At 42.1% G+C, this 16,600-nt stretch carries 14 protein-coding genes and 1 riboswitch; of the genes, 4 read left to right on the top strand and 10 right to left on the bottom strand.

Annotation, left to right across the window (positions count from 1 at the left end):
- Nucleotides 1–2: 2 nt before the first annotated feature.
- Entirely contained in the window at nucleotides 3–1,082 is a 1,080-nt protein-coding gene (locus ABE28_RS02850; RefSeq protein ID WP_064464085.1) for an extracellular solute-binding protein, read from the bottom strand.
- Nucleotides 1,082–2,302 (bottom strand): ROK family transcriptional regulator, encoded by a 1,221-nt coding sequence (locus ABE28_RS02845; RefSeq protein ID WP_064464087.1) that lies wholly within the window; start codon nucleotides 2,300–2,302, stop codon nucleotides 1,082–1,084. Before ABE28_RS02845 ends, ABE28_RS02850 begins: the two co-directional genes overlap by 1 nt.
- A 268-nt stretch (nucleotides 2,303–2,570) precedes the next feature.
- Here ABE28_RS02845 and ABE28_RS02840 point away from each other — a divergent pair, with 268 nt between their 5' ends.
- Nucleotides 2,571–5,075 carry an NEW3 domain-containing protein gene (locus ABE28_RS02840; RefSeq protein ID WP_064464089.1) on the top strand — a complete coding sequence of 835 codons (2,505 nt, stop codon included), beginning with the start codon at nucleotides 2,571–2,573 and terminating at the stop codon, nucleotides 5,073–5,075.
- A 794-nt stretch (nucleotides 5,076–5,869) separates the two neighbouring features.
- Here ABE28_RS02840 and ABE28_RS02835 read toward each other — a convergent pair.
- Genes ABE28_RS02835 through ABE28_RS02825 form a run of 3 tightly spaced genes read right to left on the bottom strand, consistent with a single transcriptional unit; the run spans nucleotide 5,870 to nucleotide 8,080 of the window.
- Nucleotides 5,870–6,604: an amino acid ABC transporter ATP-binding protein gene (locus ABE28_RS02835; RefSeq protein ID WP_064464091.1), complete on the bottom strand. Its 735-nt coding sequence runs from the start codon at nucleotides 6,602–6,604 to the stop codon at nucleotides 5,870–5,872.
- A complete protein-coding gene (locus tag ABE28_RS02830; protein ID WP_064464093.1) occupies nucleotides 6,601–7,245 on the bottom strand; it encodes an amino acid ABC transporter permease in 645 nt (214 codons plus the stop codon). The genes ABE28_RS02835 and ABE28_RS02830 overlap by 4 nt, the downstream gene beginning before the upstream one ends.
- 58 nt (nucleotides 7,246–7,303) lie before the next feature.
- On the bottom strand, nucleotides 7,304–8,080 hold the full coding sequence (locus ABE28_RS02825; protein WP_064464095.1) for a transporter substrate-binding domain-containing protein: 777 nt from the start codon (nucleotides 8,078–8,080) through the stop codon (nucleotides 7,304–7,306).
- Between the two features lie 291 nt (nucleotides 8,081–8,371).
- Between ABE28_RS02825 and ABE28_RS02820 the strand changes: the two genes are divergently transcribed.
- Both ABE28_RS02820 and ABE28_RS02815 read left to right on the top strand, forming a co-directional pair.
- Nucleotides 8,372–8,620, top strand: coding sequence for a hypothetical protein (locus tag ABE28_RS02820; RefSeq protein WP_257390688.1), 249 nt, complete (start codon nucleotides 8,372–8,374; stop codon nucleotides 8,618–8,620).
- Nucleotides 8,621–8,726: 106 nt separating this feature from the next.
- Nucleotides 8,727–8,808: riboswitch (cyclic di-GMP riboswitch) on the top strand.
- Between the two features lie 57 nt (nucleotides 8,809–8,865).
- Entirely contained in the window at nucleotides 8,866–10,404 is a 1,539-nt protein-coding gene (locus tag ABE28_RS02815) for a methyl-accepting chemotaxis protein (protein ID WP_064464100.1), read from the top strand.
- 123 nt (nucleotides 10,405–10,527) lie between these two features.
- Here ABE28_RS02815 and ABE28_RS02810 read toward each other — a convergent pair whose 3' ends face one another.
- The 3 genes from ABE28_RS02810 to ABE28_RS02800 form a co-directional block, all read right to left on the bottom strand.
- Entirely contained in the window at nucleotides 10,528–11,667 is a 1,140-nt protein-coding gene (locus ABE28_RS02810; RefSeq protein WP_064464101.1) for a M20 metallopeptidase family protein, read from the bottom strand.
- Between the two features lie 18 nt (nucleotides 11,668–11,685).
- Nucleotides 11,686–13,086: a YfcC family protein gene (locus ABE28_RS02805; protein WP_064464103.1), complete on the bottom strand. Its 1,401-nt coding sequence runs from the start codon at nucleotides 13,084–13,086 to the stop codon at nucleotides 11,686–11,688.
- Between the two features lie 302 nt (nucleotides 13,087–13,388).
- Nucleotides 13,389–13,601, bottom strand: a complete 213-nt coding sequence (locus ABE28_RS02800; protein ID WP_257390687.1) for a hypothetical protein — start codon at nucleotides 13,599–13,601, stop codon at nucleotides 13,389–13,391.
- A 242-nt stretch (nucleotides 13,602–13,843) separates the two neighbouring features.
- Here ABE28_RS02800 and ABE28_RS02795 point away from each other — a divergent pair, with 242 nt between their 5' ends.
- Nucleotides 13,844–14,740, top strand: coding sequence for a 3-hydroxyacyl-CoA dehydrogenase (locus tag ABE28_RS02795; RefSeq protein ID WP_064464107.1), 897 nt, complete (start codon nucleotides 13,844–13,846; stop codon nucleotides 14,738–14,740).
- A 163-nt stretch (nucleotides 14,741–14,903) separates the two neighbouring features.
- Here the strand turns inward: ABE28_RS02795 and ABE28_RS02790 are convergent, their stop codons facing one another.
- Together ABE28_RS02790 and ABE28_RS02785 are read right to left on the bottom strand one after the other, a co-directional pair.
- Nucleotides 14,904–15,419: a YehS family protein gene (locus ABE28_RS02790; protein ID WP_064464109.1), complete on the bottom strand. Its 516-nt coding sequence runs from the start codon at nucleotides 15,417–15,419 to the stop codon at nucleotides 14,904–14,906.
- Nucleotides 15,420–15,525: 106 nt separating this feature from the next.
- Complete coding sequence (locus tag ABE28_RS02785; protein WP_064464111.1) at nucleotides 15,526–16,506, bottom strand: tRNA dihydrouridine synthase; 981 nt, start codon at nucleotides 16,504–16,506, stop codon at nucleotides 15,526–15,528.
- Nucleotides 16,507–16,600: the final 94 nt, after the last annotated feature.

Here is a 16,600-nt window from a genome sequence, read left to right as displayed (position 1 = left end):
CCTTATTCTTTAATTTCCTTATCGCCACTTTTAATGTTTTCATCCCAATGCTTCATCCACTCATCGCCTTTTTCTTGAAAAACATTCCAATCAATATCCATCGCTTTGATTTCTGTGCTCGTAATCCATTCTGGTAAATCCGGTACATCACTCCTGGTCGGAATGCGGTAAAATTCTTCGGCTAGATTTTTTGCCGCTTCCTTCGTATTGACAAACTCATAAAACGCTTCGGCCGCTTTTGGATGCTTCGCACCTTCCACAATGGCAATCCCTTCTGTCAATACTGGCGTCCCGCTTTCTGGAATGACGAACTCAAACGGATACTTTTTATTTTCTTTCAACATGACGACATCCGGCATGGCCCAAACGGAAAGGGAGCCTTCTCCTTTCGCTATCTTGTTATACATCAATTCCGGATTTGCAGAATATTCCTTCGTGTTTTGGTCGAGCTTCTTTAACCATTCATATCCATCTTTTGGATCCTTCGTATCTTTATACGTACGATAAATCATCGCAGAAAATATCGTTCTCATCGTTCCGGAGGCTAAGGGATAGCGGATGATAATTTCGTCTTTCCACTTCGGATCAAGCAGCTCATTCCAATCTTGCGGTACTTCCTCCTTTGATAGCTCCTTGCTGTTATACATGATCACTTCAGGTGTCTGGCTCGTTCCCGTCCAATACCACTCCGGATCATGGAATCCTTCATCAAGATGATCTGAATAGGTTGGCTTGTATGCAGCTAGCAGTCCTTCAGCACTAGCTTGATTGAAATTCGTTGAAGGAGCTCCCCACCATACGTCTGCCTGCGGATTATTTTTCTCTGATCGAACACGGTCGAGAATCTCCTGCGAACCCATGTCAAGCCACTCGACATCAACCCCATATTTAGCTTCGAACTGCTTTTCATATTTTGCTAAAATATCCTTTCCATGCGGGGAATACACCACAATTTTATCTTCCATTTCTCCTTTTTTCCCTTCGGAAACACCAGCTTCCTCATTTTTTGCGTTACAACCGGAAACCAATATCACCGCCGCCAAGGTCCATATGGAAACATCTAATCTCTTGCTAAATTTCATTAATGATCCTCCTCATCACGTGAATTTAAAAGGCCATCATACTCCCTTAAAAATAAAGAAACCGCTCCTAAAGCACCTGCGTTTTCTCCCAGTCTTGCTGTTTTCATTTCTGCTGGACTTGGAAGATATCGTTCAATAATCTCCTGGATCCGAGGTATAATGTATGCCGCAGAATGTAATACACCACCTCCTAATATGATCACCTCGGGATTTAGCAAACTGCATGCATTGACAATGCCGTAAGCCAAATGTTCAATCGCTTCATGAATGACGGCAATTGCTGCCGCGTCACCACTTGCTGCGGCCGAAAAAGCATCTGCCCCTGACAGCTGTGAAGACTGGGCCAGGGCGAATAAATAATGATGAGGATTTTTTCTGACAGCCTCGGTGAAATGATCGCCAATCGCTTTCCCCCCTGCAACACTTTCCAAATAACCGTATCTATGAAAAGCCGGCTTAAAATCGCGCAGCATCTCCTCTTTGTTCGTAACCATGTATCCGATTTCCCCAGCTGCGCTGGATGCTCCCCTATATAACTGATTATTCAAGATCATGCCACATCCAATCCCCGTACCAACCGCAATGAACAGCACATTCCGCTTATTTAGTGCATTTCCGAGCCACTGTTCTCCGAGAACCGCAGCATTCACATCATTGTCGATAAAAATGGGGAAATTAAAAAAGCGTTTCGCTTCCGCTATAAACGGATACTGTACCCAACCTATACTTGGTGCCTCGATAACCAATCCGCTTGCCGTCTGCATAATTCCAGGAATCCCTACTCCCATCCCCAATATCCTGTCTTTCTCAATCGGGCTCCTGGCAATTAATCGTTCAATTTCAAGCGCCATCTGTTCAAGCAAACCCGTTTGCAAATAATCACTTGTTAAAAATCCAGTTTCAGCCTGGATGTTGCCGCATAAATCACATAACACGATTTTCACCTTCGTTCCGCCAATATCGACGCCAATGATATATGCTGCCTTTTCGTTGAAAAAGAGCTGAATGGGCCTCCTGCCTCCTTGCGAAGATGATTCGCCTATCCCCTTCTCGAATATCCATTTCTCCTGTAAAAGCTCATCGACGGCAAGCGAAACAGTCGGTTTACTAAGCCGCAGCTTAACGGCTATTTCAGCTCTTGAAACCGGGGAACACTCTCGGATGCATTGAATGATTCTTTTTTTATTGACATATTTTTGTTGACGGGGTGTTTTATTCATACTCATCTCATCACGGCCTAACCTTATTTAGTTAGTAAATATGACTAATTAATTTTCCAGAAATTTAAAATGACATGACATACAAGGAGTTTTTTTGACTAGCTTAAATTGACTGATTATAATAGTTACTTCTAATCATTTACAAATATAACCATAAATGATATTCATTAGATACCATCTTTCTTCTGGTTAGTTAGAAAGCAGTACTAACCTATATTTTCTTTCTTCATTAAAGCTTTAAAAAATTAGAAGGGGGTTGAACTAATAAATGGAAAAAATACGGATATTTTTTTCTCTTTTATTAGTGCTTGTACTATTGCCGTTGAGTGGGGTTTCAGCAAATCCGGAGAAAGCAAATGTCGCGTTATGGAATGCAGTCAAGCCTCTCGGGACAACCGTTACATTCCTAAACAGCGGTGCCCATCCAGATGATGAACGCAGTGACTTTCTCGCTTACCTTTCCAGAGGATTGGGCGTGAAGACATCGAGCTTGATTGCAAACAGGGGTGAAGGCGGGCAAAATGAAATTGGTGATGAACTGGACAACGCGCTTGGTATCATCCGTTCAAGGGAAATGATAGAAGCTGCAAAGATCACCGGAGTGAAGGCATATCATCTAAGTGAAACGACATCAGATCCCATCTATGATTTCGGCTTCTCGAAAACGCCTGAAGAAACATTGGAAAAATGGGGAGAACAGCTTACGTACGAGCGGCTTATCCGCTTTATCCGAACGTACCAGCCCGATATCTTGTTGCCATCCTTCCAAAATGATGATACCCAGCATGGACATCACCGCACGATGACGATCTTAAGTGAGCGTGCATTCAAGGATGCGGCAGATCCGACCATTTTTCCACATCAATTGAAGCAGGGGCTATCGGTATGGCAGGTGAAAAAGTTGTATTTACCTGTTGCCTCGGCAGACAAAGCCACCACCTCCATTGAAATCGGGAAATATGATCCCATCTACGGCATGACTTATCCACAACTCGGAGAACAATCCCGTTACCTCCATAAAAGTCAGGGCATGGGTTCCAATATTCCTGCTGAACCGCGGCAGATCCATCTTGATTTGAAGCAAAGTGCCGTCGATACTATGAATAAGTCGGAACTTTTTGCGGGTGTACCTTACAATTTTACGGAATGGGCTGAAAAACTCCCTCCTTCAGCTAGGAAATTGAAGAAAGACTTGAACGATATCCAGAGAAATTTGGATGCTGTCATTGCAGCCTATCCAAATGAAAAACGTGTTTTTTCCAAATCCCAGACAGCTCTTTCTCATCTGCGTAACCTGAGCATACAAATAAAAAATGCGAAGCTAAGCCATGCGCTGACGAATGACCTGCTTCATAAGGTTTCATTAAAGGAAGAGCAATTACAAGCAGTCAGCTATGTCTCTTCAGGATTGGACGTTCAAGCTATAGCAGATTCCAACATCCTAACGAAGGGCCAAAAAACGAAGGTGACCATCACACTTAAAAATGATGGAAAGCAAACATTGAAAAAAGTCACGGCTGCAGTGAGTGTGCCTAAAGGATGGAAGACGAACACACCATCCAAAAGTGTCAGTCTTGCACCAAATGAAGCGGCAACCATTACGTACCAAGTTAAAGTGCCGGAGGATGCATCCTATTATCAAGCTTATGGGGGCCCAACGATTGCTGCCAACATCACTTATGGGTATGGCACGACGAAAACCTCCATTACGGAAGAATTGGATGGAACGATTGCAGTCCTTCCCGACGTTTCCCTTTCCCTTTCTCCGGAAGATATCGTTGTTAATACAGCAGATGTAAGAGAAGAAATCCCCGTGACCGTATCTCTGAAAAATTATTCAGAAGGAAAAGCATCTGCAAAGGTCGCTTTAAATACTCCAAAGAACTGGAAGGTACATCCGAAAAAAGCCATTGTATCTTTTAGGAAACATTCAGAAGAAAAACAAGTGAAATTCATCCTCACACCACCTAAAACGATTCAAAATGGTGATTATCAAATCAAGGCAGTTGCTACCGTTCACGGAAAGGATTTTGACTCGACCATTCAGGAAATTTCTTATGATCATATTGGAACGTTCTATTACCAATATCCTGCAGCCATCAACACCGCCGCATTTGAGCTTTCAATGCCCGACTCATTAAAGGTCGGTTACATCGACAGTGGATTTGATAAGGTGGCAGATTATTTAAACCATGCAGGGCTTGTCATTACAAAATTGACTCCAGTTGATTTGGCTGAAGCTGATTTGAGCCAATACGATACGATCGTCACAGGCATACGTGCCTATTTATCCAGGGAAGATTTAAGGGCCAATAATGCACGCTTGCTTCAATATGTGGAAAATGGTGGCCATCTCGTCGTTCAATACCACAAACCGGGTGATGGCTGGGACCCCATGACTACTGCTCCATATCCACTAACTCTCGGAAATCCTTCGATTCGATGGAGGGTGACGGATGAAAAAGCCAAGGTTAACGTGCTAAAACCAGAATCACCCCTTTTCAACTATCCAAACAAAATAACAGCGGATGACTGGGAAAATTGGGTGCAGGAAAGAGGATTATATTTCCCAATGAAGTGGGACGCCTCTTTTGAAACATTCATTACCATGGCCGATCCAAACGAAGCACCATTCGATGGGGGAATCCTGATGGCTAATTACGGTAAAGGCACTTACCTCTACACCAACCTTGTCCTCTACCGCCAAATTCAAGGTCAGGTCCCAGGCGGATACCGCATCATGACGAACCTGATTTGTTATGGAACACAGTAAAACAAAACACCAATGCAGTCCTTAGGTCAGCATTGCAGCCCAAAAGGGTTTCGGAATGAGAACATGCCGAAACCCTTTTGATTTTTCATTTGAAATTGAAGGAACTGTAGCAACGTAGTCATCTTTACAGAAGCTAGCTGTATTGCAAGCTCAATCGGCGACAACAGCTTTTAAATATTCCGACTATCTCAATCACTCAACCAGAGTCCTTAAGAGATGAATATCAGATCGTACGAATACGAACAAAAATCATTGCGTTCCACTCACCCACGAAGGCACAAACGGTTTTAAATGGATTGAATCGAACATACGGGACTCATTCTTGAGGATTTTGTCCAAGTGAGACCCAAAAGGAGCAAAAGCGCTGGGCAAACAGCCTCTGCATAAGGGGGTGCAATGAAACGTTCGAAGTACGAGGGGCAACAGGAGTTCAATTCTCGATATCACTCAAATTGAGTAACTCGAGAGTTCGGAGGGGCTGTGAATTGAATTTGCTGCGGGTGTTCATAAAAATTACGCCTTTCACACGTAATCGGGGTCGTTTCTCGTCAATTTCTTGTGTACTCTTGAATTAAGTGCACCACCACCAACTATAGATACCTTCAATATCAATGATCTGACATTTGCATATACCTGCAACAGGCTTCTTTTCCCTATAAAAAAAAGTTATGCACAAAGTGAAGGCAAAGGGATGGGCGATCGGGTTGTCCCTCATGTCCACATTCCTTTATCCACACTTTATGCACAACTTCTGCCATGGCTTACTTATTTGAACGGCAATCTCATGATTTTTGTTATAGCACCTTACTCAAGAAGGATTTGGTTCTCTCATGCTGTGGGTTGCCGAATAATGCATTCGGCTCGTTTTCTTCAACGATGTACCCTCCATCCATGAAAATGACTCGGTCACCGACTTCGCGGGCAAAGCCCATTTCATGCGTGACGACGACCATTGTCATGCCTTCTTTAGCCAGTTGCTTCATTACCTCTAAGACATCTCCGACCATTTCAGGATCAAGCGCAGAAGTCGGCTCGTCGAATAGCATGATTTTCGGATTCATTGCCAGTGCCCTAGCGATGGCAACCCGCTGCTTTTGCCCTCCGGAAAGTTCTCCTGGATAGCTGCTCGCCTTCTCCCTCAAACCCACCTTATCCAATAACTCAAGTGCCAATCTCGCCGCTTCGGCCTTATCGGTGGCGCGAATTTTGATCGGGCCCAATGTTATGTTTTCCAATACCGTCTTGTGAGGAAATAGATTGAAATGTTGAAAAACCATTCCTACCTCTTGCCGCACTTTGTTTATATTGATTTTTCTTTTAGGGTCGGTTATGTTGTGTCCGTTAACGACCACTTCCCCGCCCGTTACCTCTTCAAGAAGGTTCAGGCATCGCAGAAATGTACTTTTTCCAGATCCAGAAGGGCCTATTACACAAATTACTTCCTTTTCCTGTACTACTGCATTAATATCCTTTAACACCTCGACAGCTCCAAATGATTTTCTCAGGTTTTTTACAGTAATGATGCTCATCGCACTTGAACCCTCCTTTCAATGAAATTGGCAATCAGGGTTATCAAATAAATGATGATAAAGTAAATCACACCGACAACCAGCCAAATCTTGAATGCCTCAAACGTTGCCGAGGCTTGAATTTGACCTTGCTGCGTCAAATCGGCAATCCCGATGACGGATAAGAGAGATGTATCTTTCAAGCTAATGATCGATTGGTTCGTAATTGTAGGAAGCATCCTTCTAAAGGCCTGTGGCAGCACGACATAGCGCATCGCTTGAGTCCCAGTGAACCCGATTGATCTTGCCGCTTCCGTTTGGCCTTTATCGATCGATTGTATCCCGGCTCTTATTATTTCAGCAAAATATGCTCCGGCGTTGATCGCAACCGTGATGATTCCAGCTGTCGTACTGTTCAATGAAATGATATTTAGCGAGTTCACTCCGAAATAAATAAAAAACAACTGCACGATGAACGGTGTCCCTCGTATCGCATCCACATAAACCTTTGCAATCCAGTTCAAGATCTTGATAGGGGCAAGTCGTAGCAAGGCCACTACTAAACCAATCAAAAAACCTAGGATAATGGCAATCACAAAGATGTAAAGCGTCACCTGAAGTCCTTTTACTAACATAGGCAACGCCGCAACAATAATATCCATTACTTTCACCCCTCCGAAAAAGAAAGCGCGCCTTAGGCGCGCTTATTGAGCCTTTAACCTATTCTCCAAGATACGTTTTTATGATTTCATCATACTTGCCATCTTTTTTCAGATTGGCAAGACCATCATTAATTTTCTTCAAAAGATCCTGATTTTCACCTTTCAATACAGCAATTCCATACTGATCGCCATTCAAGCGGTCACCTACGGTTTTCAAGCCAAGGTCTTTTTGGGCAATGGCATAGGAGATAACGGGATAATCTTCTATAAGTGCATCGGCGTTACCATTCGACACTTCTTGGAACATCGCTGGTGAGTCATTGAACTGAACCACTTTAATCTTTAATTCACTAGCATTATCCTGAGCATATTTAGCACCGGTTGTCCCTTTTTTTACTGCTACTGTCTTCCCTTTAAGGTCAGCAACTGATTTGGTCGTCTTATTATCTTTCGTCACGACGACAGTCAAGCCTGCATCGAAATATGGCGTTGAGAAATCAACAACCTTTTTTCTATCCTCGGTAATGCTCATTCCTGCAATGGCCACATCAAGCTGATTGGCTTGCATCGCCGGAATGATTCCGCCGAAATCCATCGGAGTTAATTTGATTTTAAAATTCTGGTCTTTCGCTACTGCATTGATTAAATCAATATCTATGCCTTTATATTCGTTTCCTTCTTTGAATTCAAACGGTGGATATGTCGTATCCACGCCAACTTTATATACTTTTTCATTTTTCTTTTCCTCACCTGCATTTTTTCCATCATTGCTCCCACATGCAGAGATAAAGATAGTCAAAATCAAAAGCAGACTAAGTAAACCAAGCTTCTTCATTGAAATCACTCCAATTCTTTGATTATGCGTGATAATTTATTATTCTCCCTATAATATAGCATAAGTATAAAGTAATATAATATGAATTTTTAGAATAAATATTATTTTCTCTAAATAATATTTATGGGATTTTTTTCTAAAACCTCTAATACTATTGAAAATTTAAAAACGAGAGGTTATGTCTATGGGATTTTTTTATCAAATTGACAATACCGTTTCCCGGGATTTGCTTTTATTCAAATAACAACTTTACTATCAAAATGGAGAACACTTTAAAAAAAAGGAGAGATTATGATGGGGGAACTAGATAAACGGAATAAATTAATGGAAGAACCCTTCACTTATATCGTCACAAAAAAAGCAACCATAATCATTTATTTCCATAATAAACAAATCAAGGTCGTAAAGGATAAAGAAGCAGAACGGCTGTTAAAAAAAATTAAAGACGTTGAAAACAATATATTGGAGGTACAATTACTTCTCGCCAAAATTACGGGTAACTTCAAACATGGGAATGAAAAACTAAATAAAAAGAAATGATCAGGATCGCCGCCTCACATAATCATTACACTCCCTCCCTGAAATTTTTTATGCTACCAAATCATAATTCATCAAGATTTCAAGATCCAAACCGATATAGATGTTATATGAATCCTGAGACTTTGAAGAACTATCCGTATATGGGCGCTTGGATAGTTTGGAGTCAGTAGCGCAACCGGCTAATTAAACATAATGTTTAGTTAGCTTTTTTTATCTGGATTATTAACTGATTGAGGAGTATGACCATGAATAAATTCAAAGGGAATTATTTAATGTTATTGTTTAGTGCAGGTACGGTTTTGATGGGAATCTTCATTCATTTCTTGCACAGGTACACGGGTTTTTTAGAAGACTATCTAATTATGAGGGAAATTGCGCAGCTTCCTTCTCACCTATCATTTTCTCTTTTCATATTGTTTCTACTTCCAATCATATTCTTCATTTTGGCAAGCCTATTCTATAAGAAAAATAGAAATCATCCGTTGCTGCCTTGGTTTATCACGTTATGCCTCACGTTTTCATCCATATCCATGATAGCTGGAGGGAATGGGTTGGTTGAATACCATTTTTCAATTTTTATGGTCATTGCTTTAATCGCATTCTTTGATTCCATTCAGCTTGTCCTTTTGAGCACGATGATTTTTGCCATACAGCATCTGGCAGGCTACTTCTTATTTCCAGAGCTGCTTTGCGGAACATCTAATTATGCGTTTTCGCTTCTCCTGGTACACGCTTTCTTCCTAATTTTGACTAGCGGAGCAACGATTGTTCTGCTATTGCACAAAGAATCAATGAAAAAAAACTTATCGGAGCAGAACAGCAAAATCGAGAAAAAAACAACGGAGCTGTTGACCGCATTGGATTTAATGTCTCAAGATATGCTGCACGTCTCATCTGAGATTAAAGGAACGAGTCAGGAAACCAATAGCGCCTCAGCCCAAATTAATGCCAATATCCAAAACATGGCCCTAAAAACGGAACGCAATCAGGACCTGACGGAATCCAATATGATCAGGCTGAAGAGCATGGAAGAACAGGTCCTCGACCTTGGCAAGCGCACGAATGAGGTTTCAGAGAACTCGGTTTCCACCAGCGTTCATGTGGATGCAGGTCAGCAGCTGATGAAGAAACTTCATATTCAATTCGAAGCAGTCAATGAGCATGTTACCGGTTTGGCGAATACGATTCATGGCTTCAAACAGCGAATAAAAGATATTGAGCAATTTACCATCATGATTAACCGTATTTCAGATCAAACTAACCTTTTAGCCCTTAATGCTTCCATAGAGGCAGCTCGTGCGGGAGAAGCTGGAAAGGGATTTGCTGTTGTTGCAGAAGAAGTCAGGAACCTCGCTAAACAGTCAGATTCTTCTGCTCAAGAGATTGTCCGTGTGGTCAGTAAAATCCAAGACGAAACGGAATTGATACAGAAGCAAGTGGGAGATTCGATCATGGATTTGGAAAAGGGAGCGAAGATCGCAAATGAATCGCAGCTGGTATTCGGATCGATTTATTCGTCCAACGAAGGTGTGAACCAGCTATTGCGCCTCTACGAATCAAGCATATTTCAATTGACGGAGACGAACAGGTCCGTTCATGAAATATTTGAGTCCTTACTGCATGATTCACAGGAATCTCGTTCAGCTAATCAGCAAATCGCCTCTTCTACAAGTGAACAGGCATTCTTGATGGACTCTTTGCTGAAGCAATCCCTCCATCTTGAAGATCAGGCAAAACAAGTCATGGATTTGGTTGGCCATCTAAATCAACAAGCGCCAGCTTAAACGATAAACCCCGTATTTCCATGAATGCGGGGTTTCGTTATTGTCCAGCTCCACTATGCCGTTCATGCATTTCAATGAATATAAAAACATGACTCCGCAGCCTAGCCGGAGTCATTCAACTTATTATCGATATTCTGTAACGATCGCTGTAAAAAGTTCAATCGCATCGGCGAAGACATCCTCGTCGATATCGAATTTCGGATGGTGATGCGGAAATGCACTCTTTTCACTGTTCATTCCCACAAAGATGAACGCCCCTGGCTTCTTCTGCAAGTAGTAAGAAAAATCTTCGGCGCCCATATAGGCATCAACTGTTTGGAAACGATCCTCACCGAATGTTTTTCGAATGACCGTTTCAGCAAATGACGCCTCTTTCGGATCATTCACAAGCGGAGGTGTTCCTACGATGAAATCAATATGCCCTTTTGCACCAAAGGTTTGGCAAAGACCTTCAGTAATTTTCACCATTTGCTGTTGAATTGTTTGTACAGACTCTACAGACAATGCGCGGATGGTCCCTATCAGTTTCGCAGTATCTGGAATCACGTTATATGTACTGCCGCCTTCAATTTTCCCTACCGTCAACACCCCTGAATGAACAGGATTGAGCTTTCGACTAATGATTCCTTGATACGCTTGAATTAAGTGAGTAGCGATATAAATAGGGTCGACCGTTTCGTGGGGGGTTGCACCGTGCCCGCCCGATCCTTGAATTCTCACTTCAAAGTCATCTACAGACGCCATTGCAGCCCCAGCTTTTAGACCCATCCTTCCCTTTTCCATGCTTTGCCACAAATGAATGCCAAAAATCGTATCTACGCCGTCCAGCACACCCATTTTAATGAGACGGTCAGCACCACTTGGCGTAATTTCCTCTGCCGATTGGAAGATGAATAGGATGTTTGGCTCCACTTCATTCCCAGGTTTCTTGAACCATTCAGCTGCCGCAAGCAGGATGGCTGTATGACCGTCATGTCCACAAGCATGAGATACGCCCTTTACCTTGGAGATATACGGTTTATCACCCTCCTCAAGGATTGGCAATGCATCGATGTCTGCACGTAGGGCAACAGTTTTCCCGCCCTTCGTTCCTCTAATGTAACCAATGACACCTGGTGGTTCGAAGTCCAATATCTCGATATTTAATGATTCAAGTCGCTCACGTATGAATTTCGTTGTTTCCCACTCGCTTCCAGAAAGCTCTGGATTTTCATGAATATGGCGACGATCTGCTACCGCCTGCTTCGCTAACGTTTCAAACATTGATAACAATCTCCTTTCTTAAAATGGCCCGTAGTTCATCCATTCTGCCACAACTAATAATACCGCACACACAATCAATTGGATAATGAAGAAAGGAATATACCATTTCACCCATTTGTTCCAAGGAATTCCCGCTATCGTAAGAGATGCAATGAGCGCACCATTCGTTGGGAATAAGGTTGCCGCAATTCCATCACCGAATTGAAAAGCAAGCACGGCCGTTTGCCTCGTCACTCCTACAAGGTCTGCCAGAGGAGACATTAAAGGCATTGTAAGGGCCGCTTGTCCACTTCCTGAAGGGACCAAAAAGTTAATGATGATTTGTAAAATCATCATGCCCACAGCAGTAAACGCCGAAGGCACCATATTCAATAAATCAGAAGCATAGTAAAGGATTGTATCCATCAATCCCCCTGACTCAAAAATTACAAGGACTGCTTGTGCCAAACCGATAATGATGGCACCCCCGATCAATTCCGCGGCGCCTTTCACAAAGCTATCGGCAATCCTGGATGGTGATAGCTTACCGATAACACCCATGATTATGCCGAACATCAAAAACAAACCGGCAATCTCGGTAATATACCATTCATATTTCATCACTCCGAAAATCAAAATGATGAAGTTAAGTAAAAATACACCTAGTACGGCTTTATGACGGAAAGTCATATTCACTGCCGGTTGTTGTTTTCTATCCTGATTTAAACGCCCGAATTTGCCATAGATCCCAAGCTCCGGATTCTCCTTCACCTTCATCGCATGACGATAAACGAAAATGACGGCCATTATATAGAAAATACAGAAAACGATCAGACGATAGCCAATGCCCGAAAAGGTCGGCAGCTCCGCTATTCCCTGTGCAACTCCCACTGTAAATGGATTCATGAATCCAGCTGTGAAGCCCATTGATGCACCGACCACGACTATCGCAAAGCCCGTTACAGCATCAAAGCCTAAAGCGATCGTTAGCGGTACAAGCAAACCTACATAAACTGCCGTCTCATCAGACATTCCCATCGTCGCACCGCAAATTGCGAAAAACAGCATCAATACCGGAATGATTAACTTCTCACGATTCGCCATCTTTCGGGCAAAAGACGTTATAAACGTATCGAGTGCCCCTGTTGCGCTAATAATGCCGAATACCCCGCCAATGATTAAAACAAAGAAGATCGTCCCGGCACCATTGACCATACCTGTATGAATATCACTGAACAACTCCAATAATCCCACTGGATCACTTTCTATGAATGTAAATGTTTCAGGATCTATCACGCTGCGTCCGTTAACATCCACGGTGTCATAATTACCCGCTGGGACAATATATGTCAAAACCGCCGCAATCACGATTAACGAGAAGACTAACACATGTGCGTTAATGCCCGTTTTCTTTTCATTACCCTTTTTCCCTTTAGACATCTTTTGTCAAAACTCCTTATTCCAGTAGTTACCATTTATATCATTCATACTGCAAATTATTATTTTTAAATAACTATACATATAATTCTATATTAATACAATCCTATTTTATATACTATTTTTAGTAGGTTTTAGAAATGACTGATATTAAAGTGTTCTTTTTAAATAGTAATATTTTTCTGAATTTTTATATTCAACAATTCAGTATAAGTGGTGGTCCATACAGTCGGAGGAAGCTGGAAAACACAAAAAAGACCTTTTTCATGATCAAGTACTTTTCCTTGGTTATAAAATCAAGAAACTCAACCAAACGGTGGTGATGCCTGGAATCGGTTCATCGGCATTTCCCCAAGCGGCACACCTTCATTGAACGCAGCATTTGCCACAAACGCATCAAAGTCATATAGATCACTTCCATATCCAATCCCTGTTCCTGCGCTTCCCTCATTAAACCCTTTTTCTGCTAAGTGATTTCCGTTGTGGCGATAACGCCGTGCCCCTTCCTTACAAGCCAAGTGCAGCTCCTCTTCCAAGCCCGCTGCCCGCCCCTGTAATGAGAATGTTTTTATTCATCTGACAAGACCACTATTAAAATTCATTACTGTTTCCATTAGCGGATGATACTAACCATTCACATACGCATGCATCCATTATTTATCAGTTAAATAATGGATATATCCCTAAATCCTTCATCTATTTTCCTGATATGTGCCATAATTAACTTGAAAAGATATTCAAAGAAAAGAGGAGTATGACGATGAATTATCGAAACATCACAATTGCCGGCAGCGGCGTATTGGGAAGTCAAATTGCCTTTCAAACCGCTTATAAAGGATTCAAGGTATTTGTATATGATATCAATGATGAAGCATTGGAGCATGCCAAAGACAGAATCATGAAATTGGAGCCATACTACAAGGAGGATCTAGGAGCTACAGAGGACGATTTCCGTACTGCTTATGAACGGATTTCTTTTAGCAGTGAATTATCTACGGCAGTTTCTGAAGCTGATCTAGTGATTGAAGCGATTCCAGAAGTGGTACAAATCAAAACGGAATTTTACACGAAGTTAGGGAAGGTTGCTCCTGAAAGGACCATTTTTGCAACGAACTCCTCAACCTTATTGCCAAGCCAATTTGCCGAAGCGACAGGCCGGCCATCAAAATTCCTCGCCTTGCACTTCGCAAATGAAATCTGGAAAAACAATACGGCGGAGGTCATGAAGCATCCTGGAACGGATAATAGCGTGTTTGAGGAAGTTTTGGAATTTGCAGAGGCGATTGGAATGGTTCCCCTGCCTTTACATAAGGAACAGCCGGGCTATATTTTGAATTCTTTATTGGTTCCGCTTTTGGATGCTGCCCAAATGCTTCTATTAAAGGAAGTCGCTGATACGGAGACCATAGATAAAACGTGGATGATCGCTACAGGAGCCCCGCTTGGACCGTTCGCCATATTGGACGTAGTCGGAATCAATACCGCTTATAATATCTCACTTTCCAAAGCAAATGCGACAGGAAAACCAGAGTTTGAAAAATTGGCGAACTTATTGAAAACGAAATATATCGATCAAGGAAAAACGGGCAGGGAAACGGGTGAAGGATTCTACAAGTATCCCAACCCAAGCTTCGCCAAACCCTATTTTCTAAAGTGATAATGAAATGGATGTATTGGATAAGTTGTAAATAGCCTTCTGCTTTATACAGAAGGCTTTTTACATGCACGAGCGCTCTTTCAGCATCCGGTGAAAAAACGGCTCCTGCCCTGGATTTTCATGAAGGATAGAAGAGAACCTTGTCCTTATGGTCGCCGCACTTTTATCCCCTATATTTATAAGCTAACCCTTTTAAAAAGTTCCTCGCGTATTTATCGCCGCACTCTTTATAATTCCTATGCCCAACTTTTCGTAAGATGGCACTTAATTCCCCTTTAGTTATCATGACTCCAGCTTCATCAAGGATATCAATCACGTCCTCACTGGTTAACGACAGGGCAATTTTCAATTTCTTCAGCAGTATATTATTCATGCTTTCCTTGTTCCTTGGAGCTAATGCCACACTTTCGGGCTGATTCGGTTTCGGCTCTTGCTTCCCTCTTTTAAAAATGATCAAGCCATTTAAAAAGGATTCTAACATCGTGTTATTGCAATTTATGCCATCCTCATCCACATCATCTTCATATTCATCATCAAAACCTTCTTTTGGTTTTGTGAGCATCTGCATGACTTCTTCCCTTGTCACGTCAATATCCCCAAGCTTGAATATCTCTACCATATCTTTATTTTTTATATCGAGCGCATACCTTAATCGGATTAATATATCATGATTATGCATTCATTAACCTCCTGTTTTCTTTTAAGTTTCATAAACACGGCTGAAAATCCGGGAACCAATGCAGATTCCCGGATTTTCAATTTCGTCACAACAAACCTTTTGAGCGTTACAGCATTTCACTGTCGCCGTTTTGTTTTGCAAAGTTATCAAGCAATGCCCTGACTTCATCTGTCGATTTCGTATTCATTAGTTGGTTTCTTAATTCACCAGCTCCACGGAATCCTTTGACATAAATTTTGAAAAAGCGATGAAGACCTGTAATGGAACGTGGCAGCACTTCCGCATATTGATCTTGAAGATCAAGCTGAAGTCTTAAAAGATCAAGGTATTCTTTACTGCTATGCTCTTTTGGTTCTTTTTCAAAAGCAAAAGGGTTCTTAAAAATGCCTCTCCCGATCATAACGCCATCAATCCCATATTGTTCAGCAAGCTGCAGCCCCGTTTCACGGTCAGGGATATCTCCATTGATTGTTAGTAACGTATTGGGTGCAAGGCGATCACGTAATTTTTTAATTTCCGGAATCAGCTCCCAATGTGCATCCACTTGGCTCATTTCCTTTCTTGTACGTAAATGAATGGAAAGGTTCGCAACATCCTGTTTTAGAATATGCGTTAGCCACTCCTCCCACTCATTTACCTCTTCAAAGCCAAGTCGTGTTTTCACGCTGACAGGCAGCCCGCCCGCCTTTGCTGCTTGAATAAGGTCTGCCGCAACGTCTGGACGCAGAATAAGGCCACTGCCTTTCCCTCTCGATGCCACATTCGGTACAGGGCAGCCCATATTAATATCGATGCCTTTAAACCCTAGCTCGGCCATCCCAATACTCATTTGGCGAAAATAATCGGGATTATCCCCCCAAATATGTGCCACCATTGGCTGTTCATCTCCTGTAAACATCAAACGGCCCCGAACACTTTTCATCCCCTCTGGATGACAATAGCTATCCGAGTTTGTAAACTCCGTGAAAAATACATCCGGTCGTCCGGCTTCACTTACTACGTGACGGAACACAACATCCGTCACATCTTCCATCGGTGCAAGTACAAAAAATGGTCGTGGTAAATCACGCCAAAAATTATCTATCATTTCTAACTCAAATCCTCTCACTATGGATATAGCCTCTATAATCTACTTCCTTTTTACGTATGGGAAAATCGGCAATGTTCATTTTAACGAAAAT

Source organism: Peribacillus muralis (assembly GCF_001645685.2).
In the GTDB taxonomy this organism is placed as follows: domain Bacteria; phylum Bacillota; class Bacilli; order Bacillales; family DSM-1321; genus Peribacillus; species Peribacillus muralis_A.
This window is presented reverse-complemented; position numbering and strand designations above follow the sequence as displayed.

What these genes read in the sequence shown, in the direction of transcription:
- ABE28_RS02815 (WP_064464100.1), top strand. Translation starts at nt 8,866, where the DNA reads ATGAATAAATTCAAAGGGAATTATTTAATGTTATTGTTTAGTGCAGGT.
- ABE28_RS02840 (WP_064464089.1), top strand. Translation starts at nt 2,571, where the DNA reads ATGGAAAAAATACGGATATTTTTTTCTCTTTTATTAGTGCTTGTACTA.
- ABE28_RS02850 (WP_064464085.1), bottom strand. Translation starts at nt 1,082, where the DNA reads ATGAAATTTAGCAAGAGATTAGATGTTTCCATATGGACCTTGGCGGCG.
- ABE28_RS02845 (WP_064464087.1), bottom strand. Translation starts at nt 2,302, where the DNA reads ATGAATAAAACACCCCGTCAACAAAAATATGTCAATAAAAAAAGAATC.
- ABE28_RS02805 (WP_064464103.1), bottom strand. Translation starts at nt 13,086, where the DNA reads ATGTCTAAAGGGAAAAAGGGTAATGAAAAGAAAACGGGCATTAACGCA.
- ABE28_RS02810 (WP_064464101.1), bottom strand. Translation starts at nt 11,667, where the DNA reads ATGTTTGAAACGTTAGCGAAGCAGGCGGTAGCAGATCGTCGCCATATT.
- ABE28_RS02820 (WP_257390688.1), top strand. Translation starts at nt 8,372, where the DNA reads ATGATGGGGGAACTAGATAAACGGAATAAATTAATGGAAGAACCCTTC.
- ABE28_RS02790 (WP_064464109.1), bottom strand. Translation starts at nt 15,419, where the DNA reads ATGCATAATCATGATATATTAATCCGATTAAGGTATGCGCTCGATATA.
- ABE28_RS02835 (WP_064464091.1), bottom strand. Translation starts at nt 6,604, where the DNA reads ATGAGCATCATTACTGTAAAAAACCTGAGAAAATCATTTGGAGCTGTC.
- ABE28_RS02825 (WP_064464095.1), bottom strand. Translation starts at nt 8,080, where the DNA reads ATGAAGAAGCTTGGTTTACTTAGTCTGCTTTTGATTTTGACTATCTTT.
- ABE28_RS02785 (WP_064464111.1), bottom strand. Translation starts at nt 16,506, where the DNA reads ATGATAGATAATTTTTGGCGTGATTTACCACGACCATTTTTTGTACTT.
- ABE28_RS02830 (WP_064464093.1), bottom strand. Translation starts at nt 7,245, where the DNA reads ATGGATATTATTGTTGCGGCGTTGCCTATGTTAGTAAAAGGACTTCAG.
- ABE28_RS02795 (WP_064464107.1), top strand. Translation starts at nt 13,844, where the DNA reads ATGAATTATCGAAACATCACAATTGCCGGCAGCGGCGTATTGGGAAGT.